The organism is Streptomyces sp. NPDC034103, from assembly GCF_055575395.1.
In genome coordinates this window covers 84164-98867 of sequence record NZ_JBVISS010000001.1, presented here as the reverse complement: position 1 = coordinate 98867, position 14704 = coordinate 84164, and the positions used below count along the sequence as shown (strand labels likewise).

Below are 14704 nucleotides of genomic sequence, written 5' to 3'. Positions count from 1 at the left end.
TCGTGTCTCGTGGCGCGCCTGGGGAGAGGACCGCGGACGTGGACGTCACGAGGGAGGCGTTGGGGTGAGCAGGAAGATGCGGAGGTCGCGTCGGGCTCGGGCCGCATAGGAGTCGAACACGGGCAGGGCAGCGAGGATTCGGGCGCGGTGCTCGGCCTGCTCGTGCGAGGTGAGGAGCCGGGCCGTCACCGGCTGGGCGGGTCCGCCGTCAGCGATGGCGGCGTGGGGGTGGTGCAGGAGGTTGGTGCTCCAGGCGGGGTGGTGAGGGCGACCGAAGTTGCTGGCGACGATCAGCCACGTGCCGTCCACAGTGGCGTGGTGAGCGCAGATCGGGGTGTGGCGGGGCAGGCCGGTGCGGTGGCCCGTGGTGGTGAGCTGGATGACGGACAGGAAGAGGCGGCTGGGCATCCACCGGCCTCGGGTCAGGCGGTGAACGAAACGGTCGCAGCGTGGCAGCAGGTGCGGGGCGAGGCGGAGGAAGAGCCGTGTCTGGCCCAGGTGGAGGGTCCACCGCGGCACGGGGCGGGTGCGGTGGTTCATGCGTCCGGCCAGTGGGACATGGCGCGTTCCGCCATGGCGGTGATGGTGAGAGAAGGGTTGACACCGAGGTTGGCGGTGATGACGGAGGCGTCACTGAGGTGCAGGGTCGGGTAGCGGTGTACGCGATGCTGCAGGTCGGCGACCGATGTCTGCGGGTCTTCGCCGAGGGGGCAGCCGCCCAGCTGGTGGACGGTGACGGGCATGCGCAGCAGTCGACTGGGCCACCAGGTATAGGCGCGGCCGCCGATCTGGGAGGCGTAGGCGCGGGCTACGTCTTCGGCTGCGGGCATGCGCAGGCTCGTCGGCTTCGTACTGTCGGGGGTGGTGAAGGTCAGGCGGCCGCGACGGTAACGGCTGGTGAGGACGGAGTTGCTGCGTTCCATGGCGAAGAGCAGGGCGGTGTGCTGCTCGAAGCGGCGTGCGGGTGGCGTTTGCCCCCGTCCGGGCGGGCCGGTGAGGGAGGCGAAGGCGGCGGCGAGCGGGGCTGTGCCGGGGCCGACGCGGCACAGCTGCACCAGGGTGGAAGGGGTGGGGCGTACGGCGGAGCTGATGGCGATGCCGGGTCCGACGTCGAAGTGGGGGGCGGCGGCTGCCAGGGGGACGCCGCGGTTGGTGCACACCCGCGTTCCCAACGCCAGTGAGAGATCGGGTAGGGCACCGGTGGCGCGGGCGCGGTGGAGCAGTTCGGTGGTGCCCCAGGCGCCGGCGGCCAGGACGACATGGTCGGCGCTCAACGTTTCGCCACGGCGCCTGCCGGGGGTGGAGGGGGCGGTGCGGACCGTCCAGCCGCCGCCGGGGCGCGGCGACAGGGCGGTGACGGTGGTCATCGGGCGCAGACGTGCGCCGAGTTGTTCGGCGAGGTGGAGGTAATTTTTGGTGAGAGTGTTCTTGGCACCTTGGCGGCAGCCGGTGACACAACTCCCGCACAGCGTGCAGCCGGTACGGGCGGGGCCCTGGCCGGCGAAGTAGGGGTCGGCCAGCATCTGTTGCGGCGGACCGAAATGGATGCCCGCCCGGACCGGGTGCGCCCGGGTACCGAGGGCCTCGCCGATCTCGTGCAGCACCCGGTCTCCAGCGCCCGGCCGGGCGTGCCCAGGCACTGTGGTGGTTCCCAACATGCGTTCGGCCACATCGAAGTACGGGGCGAGTTCGCTGGCCCAGTCGACTCCCGCGGGCCAGCCCGGCTCCTGGAAGGCGTCCTCGTCGGGCCGGTAATGCACGCCCGCGTAAGCCAGCGAGCCGCCGCCCAGGCCGGCCCCGCTGATGGCCAGCAGGTTGCGGCGCAGCCGGATGCGCAGGATGCCGTGCAGGCCGAGGCGCGGCGCCCAGAGCATGCGGTGCAACTGCCAGGGGCGGGAGGCGAACTCCTCGTCGGCGAAGCGGCGTCCGGTCTCCAGGACGGTGACCCGGTAGCCCTTCTGCGCCAGGCGCAGCGCGGCCACGCTCCCGCCGAACCCCGACCCGATCACAATTACCTCTGACATGGTGACGCAGCGTACAGTCTCAACTCCTTTGTGTGTCCAGCAGAAGAGGGCGAGGCTCCATGTCCGCAACCGTCCCGACCATGCCCGGCGCTCTCCCGTTCATCGGACACGGACTGCAACTGCTGCGCGACCCGCTGCCGCTGATGAGGAAGGCCAACACGCTCGCCCCGGTGGTCCGGCTCAAAGGGCCCGGGCCGGACGTCTATCTGGTCACCGACCCCGATCTGCTGCACCGCATGCTGGTCACCGACACCCGCGACTACGCCAAGGGACGGATCACCGACGGCGCCGCGCCCCAGTTCGGGCCCAGCCTGCTGATGGACATCCACTTCGACGGGCTGACGTTGTTCGAAGCCCACCGCCGGCACCGCCGCGCCCTCCAGCCCGCCTTCCATCCCCGCCGCGTCGCCGCCCAGGTACCGCAGGTACGGGAGCTCACCCAAACGCACTGCCGACACTGGCAGGCCGGACAGACGCTCCGCCTGGACCAGGACCTGGCTCGCCTTGCCTACGACGTCACCGCCCGCACCTTCTGCGCAGCCACGGACTCCATGGCCGGCGCGCTGGCCGCGCTCACCGCCTCCTCCACGACCGGGGTGTACTGGCGCGTGGCCCTGCCCCGCCTCGGCCGGCTCTCCGGTGTGCCCGGAACCGGTTCTTTCAAGCGAGCGGTGGCCCGTCTGCGCGCGGCCATCACCAGCGCCATCGAACAGCACCGGGCCGATCCCCGGGACCGTGGTGATGTGCTGTCCGCACTGCTGTCCGCCCGCTACCACGACACCGACGAAGCCCTGAGCGACGAGCAGATCGTCAACGAGATCACGTTCTACATGTTCGCCGCCGTCCACGGTATCGCCGACGTCCTGCCCCACGTCTTCCTCGAGCTGTCCCGCCACCCCGACGCGGAAGAGCGCCTGCACGCCGAACTCGACACCGTCCTGTCCGGCCGCCCCGTGCAGGCCGAGGACCTGCCCCGCCTGCACTACACGCGGCGCCTGCTCACCGAAGTGATGCGCCTGCACCCCACGGTGTGGCTGCTGGCCCGCCGCACCCTGCGCACCGTCCGCCTCGGCACCACCGACTTCCCCGCCGGAACCGAGATCGCCTACGGCGCCTACGCCGCCCACCACCATCCCGGCATCCACCACGACCCCCTGCGCTTCGACCCCGACCGCTGGCTGCCCGAACGCACCCGCGCCCTGCACAAAGTCGCCCAGCTCACCTTCGGTACCGGCCCCCGCAAATGCATCGGCGACCAACTCGCCACCACCCACATGCTCACCGCACTCGCCACCATCACCCAGCACTGGCGACTCCACACCCCGCCCGGACACCGCCACCGCCCCACCCCCCGGCTCTTCCTGCGCCCCGGCACCCTGCCCGCCCTCATCACCCAGCGCACCCCGATGCGAACGACCAGCGCCGCACCCGCCCAGTCCTGAGCGCCGCGAACGACCTGAGAGGTCGGATGACAGCGCTGCTATCTGCTCGCCGGCGTCGTGGTGGGCGCGGGCGGTGGTGGAATCCACGCTGACCAGGGACAAGCCCGTCTGTCCGCGCCGGGCGGCCTCCGCGATCGTGCCTTCCAGGAGAGCAGAGAAGACCCCGGCGTCCCGCCAGACGCGAAAGCGCCCGTAGACCGTCGGCCACGGTCCGAACTCGGCAGGCACCTCGCGCCACTGGGCGCTGGACCGGAACCGCCAGATCACCCCCTCGAACTGCTCCCGCAGCCGCTCGGGGTACGGACCGTACTCGCCTATCGGCAGGTACGGCTCGATGAACTCCCATTGCTCGTCGGTGAGTTGCCTACGTGTCACACCCAGCGTCCTACCAGGCCCTAACCCCGCACGGGACCAGAACCCGAGATTGATCACGACGTCACACAGGCCCTAGTGCCCGCCGCGGCGCCAGCGCCCGAGCCGCGGGAGCTTGTGCCTGCCGCCGCACCAGCGCCCGAGCCGCCGCACCCGCTCCGGTCCGTCGTAAGGTGACCGGATGGCGCACACCGCATCCCGCTATCTCGTCGAGGGGCCCCGCGTGGGCATACGCCACATCACCTACGAGGACGGCGCCGAGTTCACCGAGCGGGCCCGGGAGAGCAAGGAACTGCACCAGCCGTGGCTGTTCCCGCCGGACAGCGCGGGCGCGTTCGCCGCGTACGCGGGCCGGCTGATCGAGGACCCGACCAAGGCCGGGTTCCTGGTCTGCGAGATGGACGGGGAGCGGGGCGCGGGGGCCATCGCCGGGTTCATCAACATCAACAACATCGTCGAGGGCGCCTTCCTGTGCGGGGCGCTCGGCTACGGCGCCTTCGCGCACGCCGCCGGGCGCGGCCTGATGCGGGAGGGACTCGGGATGGTGGTGCGGTACGCCTTCGGCGGGATGCGGCTGCACCGGCTGGAGATCAACGTGCAGCCCGCCAACGCCGCGTCGATCGCCCTCGCCCGCTCCTGCGGCTTCCGGCTGGAGGGCTTCTCCCCGAACATGCTCTACATCGACGGGGCGTGGCGGGACCACGAGCGGTGGGCCATCACCGCCGAGATGATCCGGAAGTGAGGCCGATGCGTACGCGAGTGGTCCTGGACGCCCCTTCCAACCTCGGGCTGCGCCCGCCCGCGCCGGGCACCGTCCCCGGCGTCTACAAGCTCGCCGGCGCCCTGCGCGAGCAGCGGCTGGTCCAGCGGCTCGGCGCCCTGGAGGGCGGGGTGGTGGTGCCGCCCCGCTACGACCTCGGTGACTGGCAGGAGGGCGACGGCGTCTTCAACGCGGCCGCGCTCGCCGCGTACACCGTGCGGCTCGCCGACCGCATCGAGCGGCATGTGCGGGCCGGGGAGTTCCCGGTGGTCCTCGGCGGTGACTGCTCCATCCAGCTCGGCGCCTCCCTCGCCCTGCGCCGCCTCGGCCGCTACGGACTGGCCGCGGTGGACGCCTCCGCCGACTTCCGCCATCCCGGCAACTCCGACCGCGTCGGCGCGGCCGGCGGGGAGGAGGTCGCCCTGGCCACCGGGCGCGGACAGGCCGACCTCACGGACCTGGAGGGGCTGAAGCCCTATCTGCTCGACGAGGACGTACGACTCCTCGGCAACCGGGACGAGTTCGAGGACGACCGTGCCGAACTCGCCGCCCTCAAGATCCCCGTCGTCACCGTCGGCGACATCCGCGAATGGGGCGCGGACGCCCTCGCCCGGGCCACCGCGCAGGCCTTCGAGATCCCCGAACTCGCGGGGTTCTGGGTGCACTTGGACGCCGATGTCCTCGACCCGTCCGTGATGCCCGCCGTGGACAGCCCCGACCCGAACGGCCTGCTTCCCGACGAACTCGTCGCCCTGCTGCGCCCGTTGCTCGCCTCGCCGCACTGCGTCGGGCTCAACGTGACCATCTACGACCCCGACCTGGACCCGGACGGCACCGCCGGGGCGCTCCTCGCGGACGTCGTGATGTCCGCCTTTGCGGAATCCTGACCGGTAGCTCCCCTGTTCAGCTCCCCGACGAGCGGCTTCCATGGCGATCGTGACGACGATCCGACGTGAGGTACTGACGCTGCCCGCCGCGGAGTTGGGCCCCGACAACCCGCTGCCCCCGCTGCGACCGCTCGACACGCTTCACCGCGTCGAGGAACGTGATGGCCTGCCGCGGGACATGGCCCGGCAGATCGGGTACGAGCCGCTGCGCGGCCTGCTGCCGGTGCACCTCAGGGACGGGGCTACGAACGGGCCCGTGCACCGCGTGCCCTGGACACCCTCGTGATCGAGAACGACCGGTTGCGGGTCACCGTGTTCCCGGGACTCGGCTGCCGGATCGCCGCCCTGCACCACAAGCCGACCGGTCGGGAACTGCTGTACCGACGTCGCCGATCTGCGGGAGGGGGCGGAGGCGGTCGGGCGGCTGTGGGAGCGGGTGAGCGATGAACCGCTGCCGGCGCGCTACGACTTCCGTATGCGGTGACCGGCCGCCAGGAAGCCGTGCGCGGTCGTCGGCGGCCCGCCTTGGCGCGCTCCTGCCGTCGGCGGTCTAACTCCGCCTGTCCACGTACTCGTACACCATCCCGTCGGGATGCATCGCGATCAGATTGCGCCCCACCGGCGTGCCCAGCGGGCCCGCGACGATGTGCGCGCCGAGCTCGGTCAGCACCCGGTGGGCCTCGTCGACGTCCTTGACGGCGATGGTGGCCGCGACCTTGCGGAGGATCTCCAACTCGGCCTCGGGGCCGCTCATCAGGAGGAAGCAGCCGACGGCGGCCACCTGGACACCGCCGCGTTCGAAGCGGAGGGCCGGGCCGCCCGCGAGGCGTTCGTAGAAGGGGACCGCCGTCTCCAGGTCGTCGACGCAGACACGCAGCGTGGCTCCCAGAATGTCCATGCGGACGAGCGTAGTCGGGGCGAGCGGGGCAGGAGATCGTTTTCACGCGATCCCCATGGCCTCGCGGGGAGGGGTGGCCTCAGACCTCGGCCGCGTGCACCGGCCGTCACGGAGCGCGTTATGCGTACGGGTGTGCGGGTACCCGGCGGGCATGGACCGCTTGGATCGTCTGGAGCACCTGGACAAGCACCTCGTCGACGAGTTGGCGCAGGTGGCACGCGAGACCGTGCGCGAGGAACTGCGCGAGCAGACGCGCAAGCAGCGCCGCAAGGCCATGCTCTACGGCGCGTCCGGAGCCGTCGCCCTCTACGCGGGTGCCGCTGTGGCCCTCGCCCTGGGGCTGGCCCTCGCCCTTGTCCTGCCCGACTGGGCCGCCGCCCTGATCACCGCGGCGGTCCTCGGGGTCGTCGCCTATGTGCTGCGCGGCGCCGCCCGGCCCTCCTCGTCCCGGCCCACCCCGGAGCGCGAGGCACGCGGCGAGGCGAGCCGTGACCACGTCATCGGCGGCTCGGCCCCGGGGATGCCGCCCGGCGGCACCGGGATGCCGTACCCGCCGATGCCGCCCGTCGCGCCCGGTGGGGTCGGCGGAGCGGCCGGCGGACCCGCCGCCGGTACCCCGGCGACCGGCACACCGGCTCCCGGCGCGCCGAAGCAGGACGACATCGACCCCGAGCGGGACCACCGGCGGTAAGCAGGTTGCCGGTGCCCCCGTGCGACCCCGGGTTCCGCTGTGACGCGTAGGCGGTCCGGGCCAGGCAGCGCTCCAGCAGCCCAGGCCTCACACAGGCTGCACGCGGTCCCGCAGCAGGCAGAACTCGTTGCCCTCGGGGTCGGCCAGGACGTGCCAGCTCTCGGTGCCGCTCTGGCCGACGTCGGCGCGCCGGGCGCCCAGCACCAGCAGCCGTTCCAACTCGGCGTCCTGGTCGCGGTCGGTAGCGCTGACGTCTAGGTGCAACCGGAGCTTCGCCGGCCGGGGATCGGTCGTCGGGCTGAGGACGAGGGTGGGCAGCGGACCGCCGAAGCCGGTGCCGGGCGGACCGATCGCGATGCTCCCGTCGCTCTCCCGCTCCACCTCGACGTAGCCGAGGACGCCGCTCCAGAACGCGGCCAGCAGTTCGGGATCCGCGGCGTCGATGACCAGTTCACTGATGCGGCATGCCATGACCGCGACCCTATGAGATGGCCAATGACCGCCACCGTAGGAGGCTGCCCCGACCGGCACCCTACGAGACGGCCAATGGCGGCCACCTACGAGACGGCCGCGCCGGGATCGCATGCGAGGCGATCCCGGCGCGGCCGACATGGCGCAGGTCAGTCCTGCTGGAGCTGGGGCAGCACCTTGGTGCGGTAGAAGTCGAAGAAGCCGCGTTGGTCGGGGCCGATCTGGTTGACGTAGACCCGGTCGAAGCCGGCGTCGGCGAACGCGGACAGCGCCGCCACGTGCTCGTCGACGTCGTCCCCGCACACCGCCTTCTCGCTCACCATCTCCTCGGTGACGAGCGGCTGGAGCTGCTCGAAGTGGCTCGGCGAGGGCAGGATCTGCGCCATCTCGCCGGGCAGGAACTGGTTCCCCCACAGCCGGTGCACGGTCCGTACCGCCTCGGCGCGGTCCGTGCCGTAGCAGACCTTGGTGCCGCCGCTGACGAGCTTGGCGCCCCCGCCGCCCTTGCGGAACTGGGTCACCATCGACTCGTCCGGCGTCATCGTGATGTACCCGTCACCGATCCGCGCCGCGAGCGCGGTGGCCGCCGGCCCGAAGCCGGAGATGTCGATCGGCACGGGCTCGTCGGGGACGGTGTAGAGGCGGGCGTTCTCCACCGTGTAGTGCGTGCCGTGGTGGTTGACCTCCTCGCCGGTGAAGAGCCGGCGCATGATCTGGATCGACTCCTCCAGCATCTCCAGGCGGATGTGCGCGGGCGGCCAGACATGACCCAGGATGTGCTCGTTGAGGGCCTCGCCGCTGCCGACCCCCAGCCGGAAGCGGCCCTCCGTCATCACCGCCGTGGTCGCCGCGGCCTGCGCCACCACCGCCGGGTGCGTGCGCACGGTCGGGCACGTCACCGCGGTCTCCACCGGCAGTGACACCGCCTCCGAGAGCGCGCCGAGGACCGACCAGACGAACGGGCTCTGGCCCTGGGCGTCGTTCCACGGGTGGAAGTGGTCCGAGATCCACAGGGAGCGGAACCCGGCCTGTTCGGCCATCCTCGCCTGCTCGACGAGGTCTGCGGGGCCGAACTCCTCGCAGGACAGGAAATAGCCGTACTCGGGCATGGTGGTACCTCCAACAGCTGTGCGACGGCCGAGTCCGGGTACCCGGCGGCGGCGACGGAAACCGGCTGCGGCCGGGCCGAGTGCGCAGGGGGCCGGGGCACACGTTTGGGCCATCCGGCCAGGGGGACGCGGAAGGCTGCCGAGGTATGCGACAGCCCCGGAGGCGCTTCGTGAGTCGACCCCGCATCGTGATCATCGGCGCCGGGTTCGCCGGGTACCGAGCGGCCCGAGAACTCTCCCGGAAGGCCCGGGGGAGGGCCGAGATCACCCTGCTGAACCCGACCGACTACTTCCTGTACCTGCCCCTGCTGCCCCAGGTCGCCGCCGGGATCCTGGAGCCACGCCGGGTCACCGTCCCCCTGTCGGGCACCCTGCCCCGGGTGCGGCTGGTGCTCGGCGAGGCCGACGCTGTCGACCTCGACGCGCGCACCGTCCACTACACCGACCCCGAGGGCGGCGAGGGCACGCTGGCCTACGACCGGCTGCTGCTGGCCGCCGGCAGCGCCAACAAGCTGCTGCCCGTCCCCGGCGTGGCCGAACACGCCCATGGCTTCCGCGGGTTGCCGGAGGCGCTGTACCTGCGCGACCACCTGACCCGGCAGATGGAACTCGCCGCCGTCGCCGACGATCCCGTGACCCGCGCGGCCCGTCGCACCTTCGTGGTGGTCGGCGCGGGTTACACCGGCACCGAGGTCGCCGCGTACGGGCAGTTGTTCACCGACGCCCAGGCCCGCGGGCATCCGCCGCGGGAGGGCATGCGGCCGCGCTGGCTGCTGCTCGACGCCGCGCCCCGGGTGCTGCCCGAACTGGACGAGCACCTCTCCCGCACCGCCGATCGCACGCTCCGGCAGCGGGGTGTGGAGGTGCGCATGGGGACGTCCGTGAAGGAGGCCACGTCGAGGGGAGTGCTGCTGACCGACGGCGAGTTCGTCGAGACGCGCACCCTAGTGTGGTGCGTGGGGGTACGGCCCGATCCGCTCGCCGATTCGCTCGGGCTGCCGATGGAGCACGGGCGGCTGCTGGTCGACCCCCAACTGCGGGTGCCGGGCCGGCCCGAGGTGTTCGCCTGCGGTGACGCGGCCGCGGTGCCGGATCTGGACGAGCCCGGCCAGTACACGCCGATGACCGCCCAGCACGCCTGGCGGCAGGGACGCACGGTCGCCCACAACGTCGCCGCCTCCTTGGGGGACGGCACGAGCCGGGCCTACGCGCACCGGGACCTGGGGTTCGTCGTGGACCTGGGCGGTGCGAAGGGCGCCGCCAACCCGCTGAACGTCCCGCTGTCCGGGGTGGCGGCCGGCGCGGTGACCCGCGGCTACCACCTCGCCGCGATGCCCGGTAACCGGGTCCGGGTCGCCGCGGACTGGCTGCTCAACGCCGTACTGCCCCGGCAGGCCGCCCAGTTGGGCCTCGTCCGCTCCTGGTCGGTCCCGCTGGACACGCGTCCCCCGAAGTGGCCCGCGTACCCGGGCACAAGCCCGCGATGAACCAACTCGGCGGTGAGCCCGCCAAGAACCCCGGTCCGGATGCCCACCCCGCCACCGGTCCCGACAAGAGCCACGACCGTCCCGACCGCCCCTATCGCTCCGACCGCTCCGCCACCTCCGTAGAGGGAGACTCATGAAGACCGCCGAACTCGTGGATCTGGGACAGCAGTTGCGCGTGGACAGTGTGCGTGCCGCCGACGCCGCGGGGTCCGGGCACCCCACCTCGTCGATGTCCGCCGCCGACCTGATGGCCGTCCTGCTGGCCCATCACCTCCGCTACGACTTCGACCGTCCCGCCCACCCCGGCAACGACCGCTTCGTGCTGTCCAAGGGGCACGCGTCGCCCCTGCTGTACGCCTCCTACAAGGCCGTCGGCGCGATCGACGACGCCGAGCTGGCCACGTTCCGCACGCTGGACAGCCGCCTGGAGGGCCACCCCACACCGCGCAGGCTGCCGTGGGTGGAGACCGCCACCGGGTCGCTCGGGCAGGGGCTGCCCGTCGGGGTCGGGATCGCGCTCGCCGGCAAGCGGCTGGAGCGCACCGGGTACCGGGTGTGGGTGCTGTGCGGGGACAGCGAGCTCGCCGAGGGCTCCGTGTGGGAGGCCGCCGAGCACGCCGCGCACGATCACCTCGACAACCTCACGCTGATCGTCGACGTCAACCGGCTCGGCCAGCGCGGACCCACCCGGCACGGCCACGACCTGGACGCCTACGCCCGCCGCTTCCAGGCCTTCGGCTGGCACACCGTCGAGGTGGACGGCCATGACGTGGACGCCGTCGACCGCGCGTACGGCGAGGCGGCCTCCACGTCCGGACAGCCCACGGCGATCCTCGCCCGCACCCTCAAGGGCAAGGGCGTCGAGGCCGTCCAGGACCGCGAGGGCCTGCACGGCAAGCCGCTGCCCGACGCCGAGCAGGCCATCGCCGAACTCGGCGGCCCCCGTGACCACCGCGTCCGGGTCCAGGAGCCCCTCGCCGCCCGCATGCTGCACGCCGTACGCGCCGGGCACCTGGAACTGCCCCGGTGGGAGAAGGGTTCCGAGGACAAGACCGCCACCCGGGACGCCTACGGACAGGCACTCGCCGCCCTCGGGGCCGCGCGCGGTGACGTGGTCGCCCTCGACGGCGAGGTGAGCGACTCCACGCGCGCGGAGGCCTTCGCCAAGGAACACCCCGACCGGTTCTTCGAGTGCTACATCGCCGAACAGCAGATGGTCGCCGCGGCCGTCGGGCTCGCCGCGCGCGGGTACGTGCCGTACGCCTCCACCTTCGCGGCCTTCCTCACACGCGCGCACGATTTCATTCGCATGGCCGCCGTCAGCGGCTCCGGCATCAACCTGGTCGGCTCGCACGCGGGCGTCGCCATCGGACAGGACGGGCCCTCGCAGATGGGTCTTGAGGACCTGGCGATGATGCGGGCGGTGCACGGCTCGACCGTGCTGTACCCCTGCGACCCCAACCAGACCGCGCACCTCGTCGCCGCCATGGTGGGCCTGGAGGGCGTCCGCTACCTGCGCACCTCGCGCGGCGGCGGCCCGGCGATCTACGGGCCCGACGAGGAGTTCCCGATCGGCGGCTCCAAGGTGCTGCGCTCCTCGGACCGGGACCGCCTGACGATCGTCGCGGCGGGCGTCACCGTGCCCGAGGCGCTGGCCGCGGCCGACGCGCTGGACGGGCAGGGCATCGCCGTGCGCGTTATCGACCTGTACTCCGTCAAGCCCGTCGACCGGGCCACCCTGCGCCAGGCCGCCGAGGAGACCGGCTGTCTGATGACCGTGGAGGACCACCACGAGGAGGGCGGCCTGGGCGACGCCGTCCTCGACGCGTTCTGCGACGGCCGCCCGGTGCCGCGCCTGGTGCGCCTGGCCGTCCGCTCGATGCCGGGATCGGCCTCGCCCGCCGAGCAGTTGCACGCCATGGGCATCGACGCCGAGTCCGTCGCGGCCGCCGCACGGCTGCTGGTGGAGGAGGCGATCGTACGGTGAGTGCGGACGCCACCCGGGCGGTGCGGGCCGGGCGCCGCACCGTCGAGGTGCACCGGCCGGACAAGGTGCTCTTCCCGGGTGAGAAGGCGGGCAAGGAGTACACCAAGTCCGACCTGGTCGACTACTACCGGGCCGTCGCCCCCTTCATGCTGCCCCATCTGCGCGGCCGCCCGCTGATGCTGGAACGGCTCCCGGACGGCGTGGGCGGTCCGACGTTCATGCAGAAGAACACCCCGGAGTCGTATCCGGAGTGGGTCGAGCGCGTCGAGGTGCCCAAGGAGGGCGGCACGGTCTGTCACACCGTGTGCGGCGACACCGCCACCCTCGTCCACCTCGCCGACCAGGCCTGTGTGACCCTGCACCGCTGGCTGTCCCGTGTCGGACGTCTTGAGCGGCCCGACCGGATGGTCTTCGACCTCGACCCCTCCGGCGACGACTTCGCCCCGGTGCGCGAGGCGGCCGGCCTGCTGGCGGAACTGCTCGACGAGCTGAAGCTGCCCTCGGCGCTGATGACGACCGGCTCCCGCGGCCTTCACGTGGTGGTGCCGGTGAACGGGCACGACGACTTCGACCAGGTGCGCGCCTTCGCCCGGGACGTCGCCGACACCCTGGCCGAGGCCCATCCGGAGAAGTTCACCACCGCCGCCCGCAAGAAGGACCGCGGCGACCGCCTCTACCTGGACATCCAGCGCAACGGCTACGCGCAGACCGCGGTCGCCCCCTACAGCGTCCGCGGCAAGCCGGGCGCCCCCGTGGCCACCCCCATGGCCTGGGCCCAGTTGGACGATCCCGGTCTTGACGCCCGCCGTTGGAGCATCGAGGACGCCGTCGACCAGGCCCGCACCCGTCCCTGGGCCGGAGTACTGACCAAGGGCCGGGCTCTCGGACCCGCCCGGCGCAGGCTCGACGCGTTGCGTGGATGACCCGTGTAGCTCTGAGAGGTTTGGCGAACGGACTTGCGGCCACCCGAGGTTAAGAGGTGGCCATGACGAACACTAAAGACACATCAGATACACAAGACTCACAGGAAACACCCAAGAAGGCGGAAAAGGACACGGCGGTGGATCGGCCGAACCCCATGCAGGTGTTGAGCCACGCGCGCACCCAGCTGGAGGAACTCACCGGCATGGTCGCCGAGTCGGTGTCGTCCTTCGAGCAGAGCGAGGACGGCTGGTCCCTGGAGATCGAGGTCATGGAACTCTCCAGGGTTCCGGACACGATGAGCCTGATGGCCAGTTACCAGGTCGAGTTGGACCCGGAGGGCCAGTTGACCGGCTATCGGCGCGTGCGTCGTTACGAACGCGGGCGTGCCGACTCACACCGGGGCCGTTAGGCCCGTCCTTTACTTCCCGTCACACCCACAGACAAGGAGGCGCGGTCGGCATGACCGTTGTTCCGGCACAGCAGAGCGGCGGCGGAGGCGGTAGCAGTGGCCTCTACGACGTTCTGGAGTTGGTCCTCGACCGGGGTCTAGTCATTGACGCGTTCGTACGGGTCTCCCTGGTAGGCATCGAGATCCTCAAGATCGACATTCGTGTCGTCGTCGCCAGCGTGGACACCTATCTGCGCTTCGCCGAGGCGTGCAACCGCCTCGACCTGGAGGCCGGCCCGCGCAAGAGCCCCGGCCTGCCCGATCTCGTGGGCGAGATAACCGAGTCCGGCGCCCGCGGCAAGTCCAAGGGCGCGCTGTCCGGCGCCGCCCAGACCGTCTCCGACGCGTTCAAGCAGGCACGCGAGGACAGCGAGACCGAACGGCGGCCGCGGGCCCGCAAGTCGACGACCTCACGCCGGAAGGAGGAGCAGGAATGAGCACGTACGTCTACGGCATCACCGACGGTTCCCGGGACAAGCTGCCCGACGGCATGGACGGGGTCGGCGACCCGCCGCTTCCGGTACGCATCCTCAAGGCCGGCGACCTCGCGGCCGTCGTCAGTGACGCGCCCGACGGGCTGCGGCCCAAGCGCAAGGACCTGCTCGCGCACCAGAACGTGCTCGCCGAGTTCGGCTCGGGCGGCTGTGTGCTGCCCATGCGGTTCGGCAGCATCGCGCCGGACGACGACACCGTCACGAACGTCCTCGCCGAGCGCGCCGAGCACTACAAGGAACGTCTCAGGGCCCTGGACGGCAAGGTCGAGTACAACGTCAAGGCCACGCACGACGAGGAGGCCGTCCTGCACCGCGTGATGGCCGAGAACCCCGACCTGCGTGCCCAGACCGAGGCCAACCGGCAGGCCGGCGGCGGCTCCTACGAGGAGAAGCTCAGGCTCGGCGAGATGGTGGTCGCCGCCGTGAAGGCGCGGGAAGCGGCGGACGCCGCCGAGGTGCAGCGCGACCTCGCGGCCGTCTCGGCCGCGGTCAGCGCCGGGCCGGAGTCCACCGGCTGGCTCGCCAACGTGTCGTTCCTGGTGGACCGCGACGCGGCTGAGACCTTCCAGGCCTCGGTGGAGCAGGTCCGCGCCTCCCACCCGCATCTCGAGCTCCGGGTCAACGGCCCGCTGCCGCCGTACAGCTTCGTCGAGCCCGGTTCCGCCGAGCCCGCGGGCGCCACGGCCGGTGCGGAGAGTTCGGGAGAGTGA

At 71.9% G+C, this 14704-nt stretch carries 15 protein-coding genes and 2 pseudogenes; 11 read left to right on the top strand and 6 right to left on the bottom strand.

The window, feature by feature from the left end:
• Nucleotides 1-45 precede the first annotated feature (45 nt).
• Together ACZ56U_RS00465 and ACZ56U_RS00460 are read right to left on the bottom strand one after the other, a co-directional pair.
• Nucleotides 46-540: a nitroreductase/quinone reductase family protein gene (locus ACZ56U_RS00465; RefSeq protein WP_469081797.1), complete on the bottom strand. Its 495-nt coding sequence runs from the start codon at nucleotides 538-540 to the stop codon at nucleotides 46-48.
• Complete coding sequence (locus ACZ56U_RS00460) at nucleotides 537-2024, bottom strand: FAD-dependent oxidoreductase (RefSeq protein ID WP_469081796.1); 1488 nt, start codon at nucleotides 2022-2024, stop codon at nucleotides 537-539. The genes ACZ56U_RS00465 and ACZ56U_RS00460 overlap by 4 nt, the downstream gene beginning before the upstream one ends.
• A gap of 80 nt (nucleotides 2025-2104) precedes the next feature.
• Here ACZ56U_RS00460 and ACZ56U_RS00455 point away from each other — a divergent pair, with 80 nt between their 5' ends.
• On the top strand, nucleotides 2105-3466 hold the full coding sequence (locus tag ACZ56U_RS00455; RefSeq protein ID WP_469081795.1) for a cytochrome P450: 1362 nt from the start codon (nucleotides 2105-2107) through the stop codon (nucleotides 3464-3466).
• A 51-nt stretch (nucleotides 3467-3517) separates the two neighbouring features.
• Here ACZ56U_RS00455 and ACZ56U_RS00450 read toward each other — a convergent pair.
• Nucleotides 3518-3841, bottom strand: a pseudogene (locus ACZ56U_RS00450) (transposase); the annotation flags it as partial.
• Nucleotides 3842-4019: 178 nt separating this feature from the next.
• Here ACZ56U_RS00450 and ACZ56U_RS00445 point away from each other — a divergent pair.
• The 3 genes and pseudogenes from ACZ56U_RS00445 to ACZ56U_RS00435 all read left to right on the top strand — a co-directional run.
• Nucleotides 4020-4580 carry a GNAT family N-acetyltransferase gene (locus tag ACZ56U_RS00445; protein WP_469081794.1) on the top strand — a complete coding sequence of 187 codons (561 nt, stop codon included), beginning with the start codon at nucleotides 4020-4022 and terminating at the stop codon, nucleotides 4578-4580.
• Nucleotides 4581-4585: 5 nt separating this feature from the next.
• The gene (locus ACZ56U_RS00440; RefSeq protein ID WP_469081793.1) at nucleotides 4586-5485 is read left to right on the top strand and encodes an arginase family protein; all 900 of its coding nucleotides are present in this window, start codon (nucleotides 4586-4588) and stop codon (nucleotides 5483-5485) included.
• A gap of 40 nt (nucleotides 5486-5525) precedes the next feature.
• Nucleotides 5526-5869, top strand: a pseudogene (locus tag ACZ56U_RS00435) (DUF5107 domain-containing protein); the annotation flags it as partial.
• A 166-nt stretch (nucleotides 5870-6035) separates the two neighbouring features.
• Here ACZ56U_RS00435 and ACZ56U_RS00430 read toward each other — a convergent pair.
• A complete protein-coding gene (locus tag ACZ56U_RS00430; RefSeq protein ID WP_469081792.1) occupies nucleotides 6036-6383 on the bottom strand; it encodes a VOC family protein in 348 nt (115 codons plus the stop codon).
• Nucleotides 6384-6534: 151 nt separating this feature from the next.
• Between ACZ56U_RS00430 and ACZ56U_RS00425 the strand changes: the two genes are divergently transcribed.
• Nucleotides 6535-7074 carry a phage holin family protein gene (locus tag ACZ56U_RS00425; RefSeq protein ID WP_469081791.1) on the top strand — a complete coding sequence of 180 codons (540 nt, stop codon included), beginning with the start codon at nucleotides 6535-6537 and terminating at the stop codon, nucleotides 7072-7074.
• Between the two features lie 87 nt (nucleotides 7075-7161).
• Here ACZ56U_RS00425 and ACZ56U_RS00420 read toward each other — a convergent pair whose 3' ends face one another.
• Nucleotides 7162-7545, bottom strand: coding sequence for a VOC family protein (locus ACZ56U_RS00420; RefSeq protein WP_469081790.1), 384 nt, complete (start codon nucleotides 7543-7545; stop codon nucleotides 7162-7164).
• A gap of 149 nt (nucleotides 7546-7694) precedes the next feature.
• Nucleotides 7695-8654, bottom strand: a complete 960-nt coding sequence (locus ACZ56U_RS00415; protein WP_469081789.1) for a TIGR03557 family F420-dependent LLM class oxidoreductase — start codon at nucleotides 8652-8654, stop codon at nucleotides 7695-7697.
• Nucleotides 8655-8824: 170 nt separating this feature from the next.
• Between ACZ56U_RS00415 and ACZ56U_RS00410 the strand changes: the two genes are divergently transcribed.
• The 6 genes from ACZ56U_RS00410 to ACZ56U_RS00385 all read left to right on the top strand — a co-directional run bounded on the left by ACZ56U_RS00410 (nucleotide 8825) and on the right by ACZ56U_RS00385 (nucleotide 14704).
• Nucleotides 8825-10141, top strand: coding sequence for an NAD(P)/FAD-dependent oxidoreductase (locus tag ACZ56U_RS00410; RefSeq protein WP_469081788.1), 1317 nt, complete (start codon nucleotides 8825-8827; stop codon nucleotides 10139-10141).
• Nucleotides 10142-10274: 133 nt separating this feature from the next.
• The gene (locus tag ACZ56U_RS00405; protein WP_469081787.1) at nucleotides 10275-12128 is read left to right on the top strand and encodes a transketolase; all 1854 of its coding nucleotides are present in this window, start codon (nucleotides 10275-10277) and stop codon (nucleotides 12126-12128) included.
• Nucleotides 12125-13051 carry a non-homologous end-joining DNA ligase gene (gene ligD, locus ACZ56U_RS00400; protein WP_469081786.1) on the top strand — a complete coding sequence of 309 codons (927 nt, stop codon included), beginning with the start codon at nucleotides 12125-12127 and terminating at the stop codon, nucleotides 13049-13051. Before ACZ56U_RS00405 ends, ligD begins: the two co-directional genes overlap by 4 nt.
• A 62-nt stretch (nucleotides 13052-13113) precedes the next feature.
• Nucleotides 13114-13461 carry a gas vesicle protein GvpO gene (locus ACZ56U_RS00395; protein WP_469082263.1) on the top strand — a complete coding sequence of 116 codons (348 nt, stop codon included), beginning with the start codon at nucleotides 13114-13116 and terminating at the stop codon, nucleotides 13459-13461.
• A 50-nt stretch (nucleotides 13462-13511) separates the two neighbouring features.
• A complete protein-coding gene (locus ACZ56U_RS00390; protein WP_469081785.1) occupies nucleotides 13512-13937 on the top strand; it encodes a gas vesicle structural protein GvpA in 426 nt (141 codons plus the stop codon).
• On the top strand, nucleotides 13934-14704 hold the full coding sequence (locus tag ACZ56U_RS00385; protein WP_469081784.1) for a GvpL/GvpF family gas vesicle protein: 771 nt from the start codon (nucleotides 13934-13936) through the stop codon (nucleotides 14702-14704). The genes ACZ56U_RS00390 and ACZ56U_RS00385 overlap by 4 nt, the downstream gene beginning before the upstream one ends.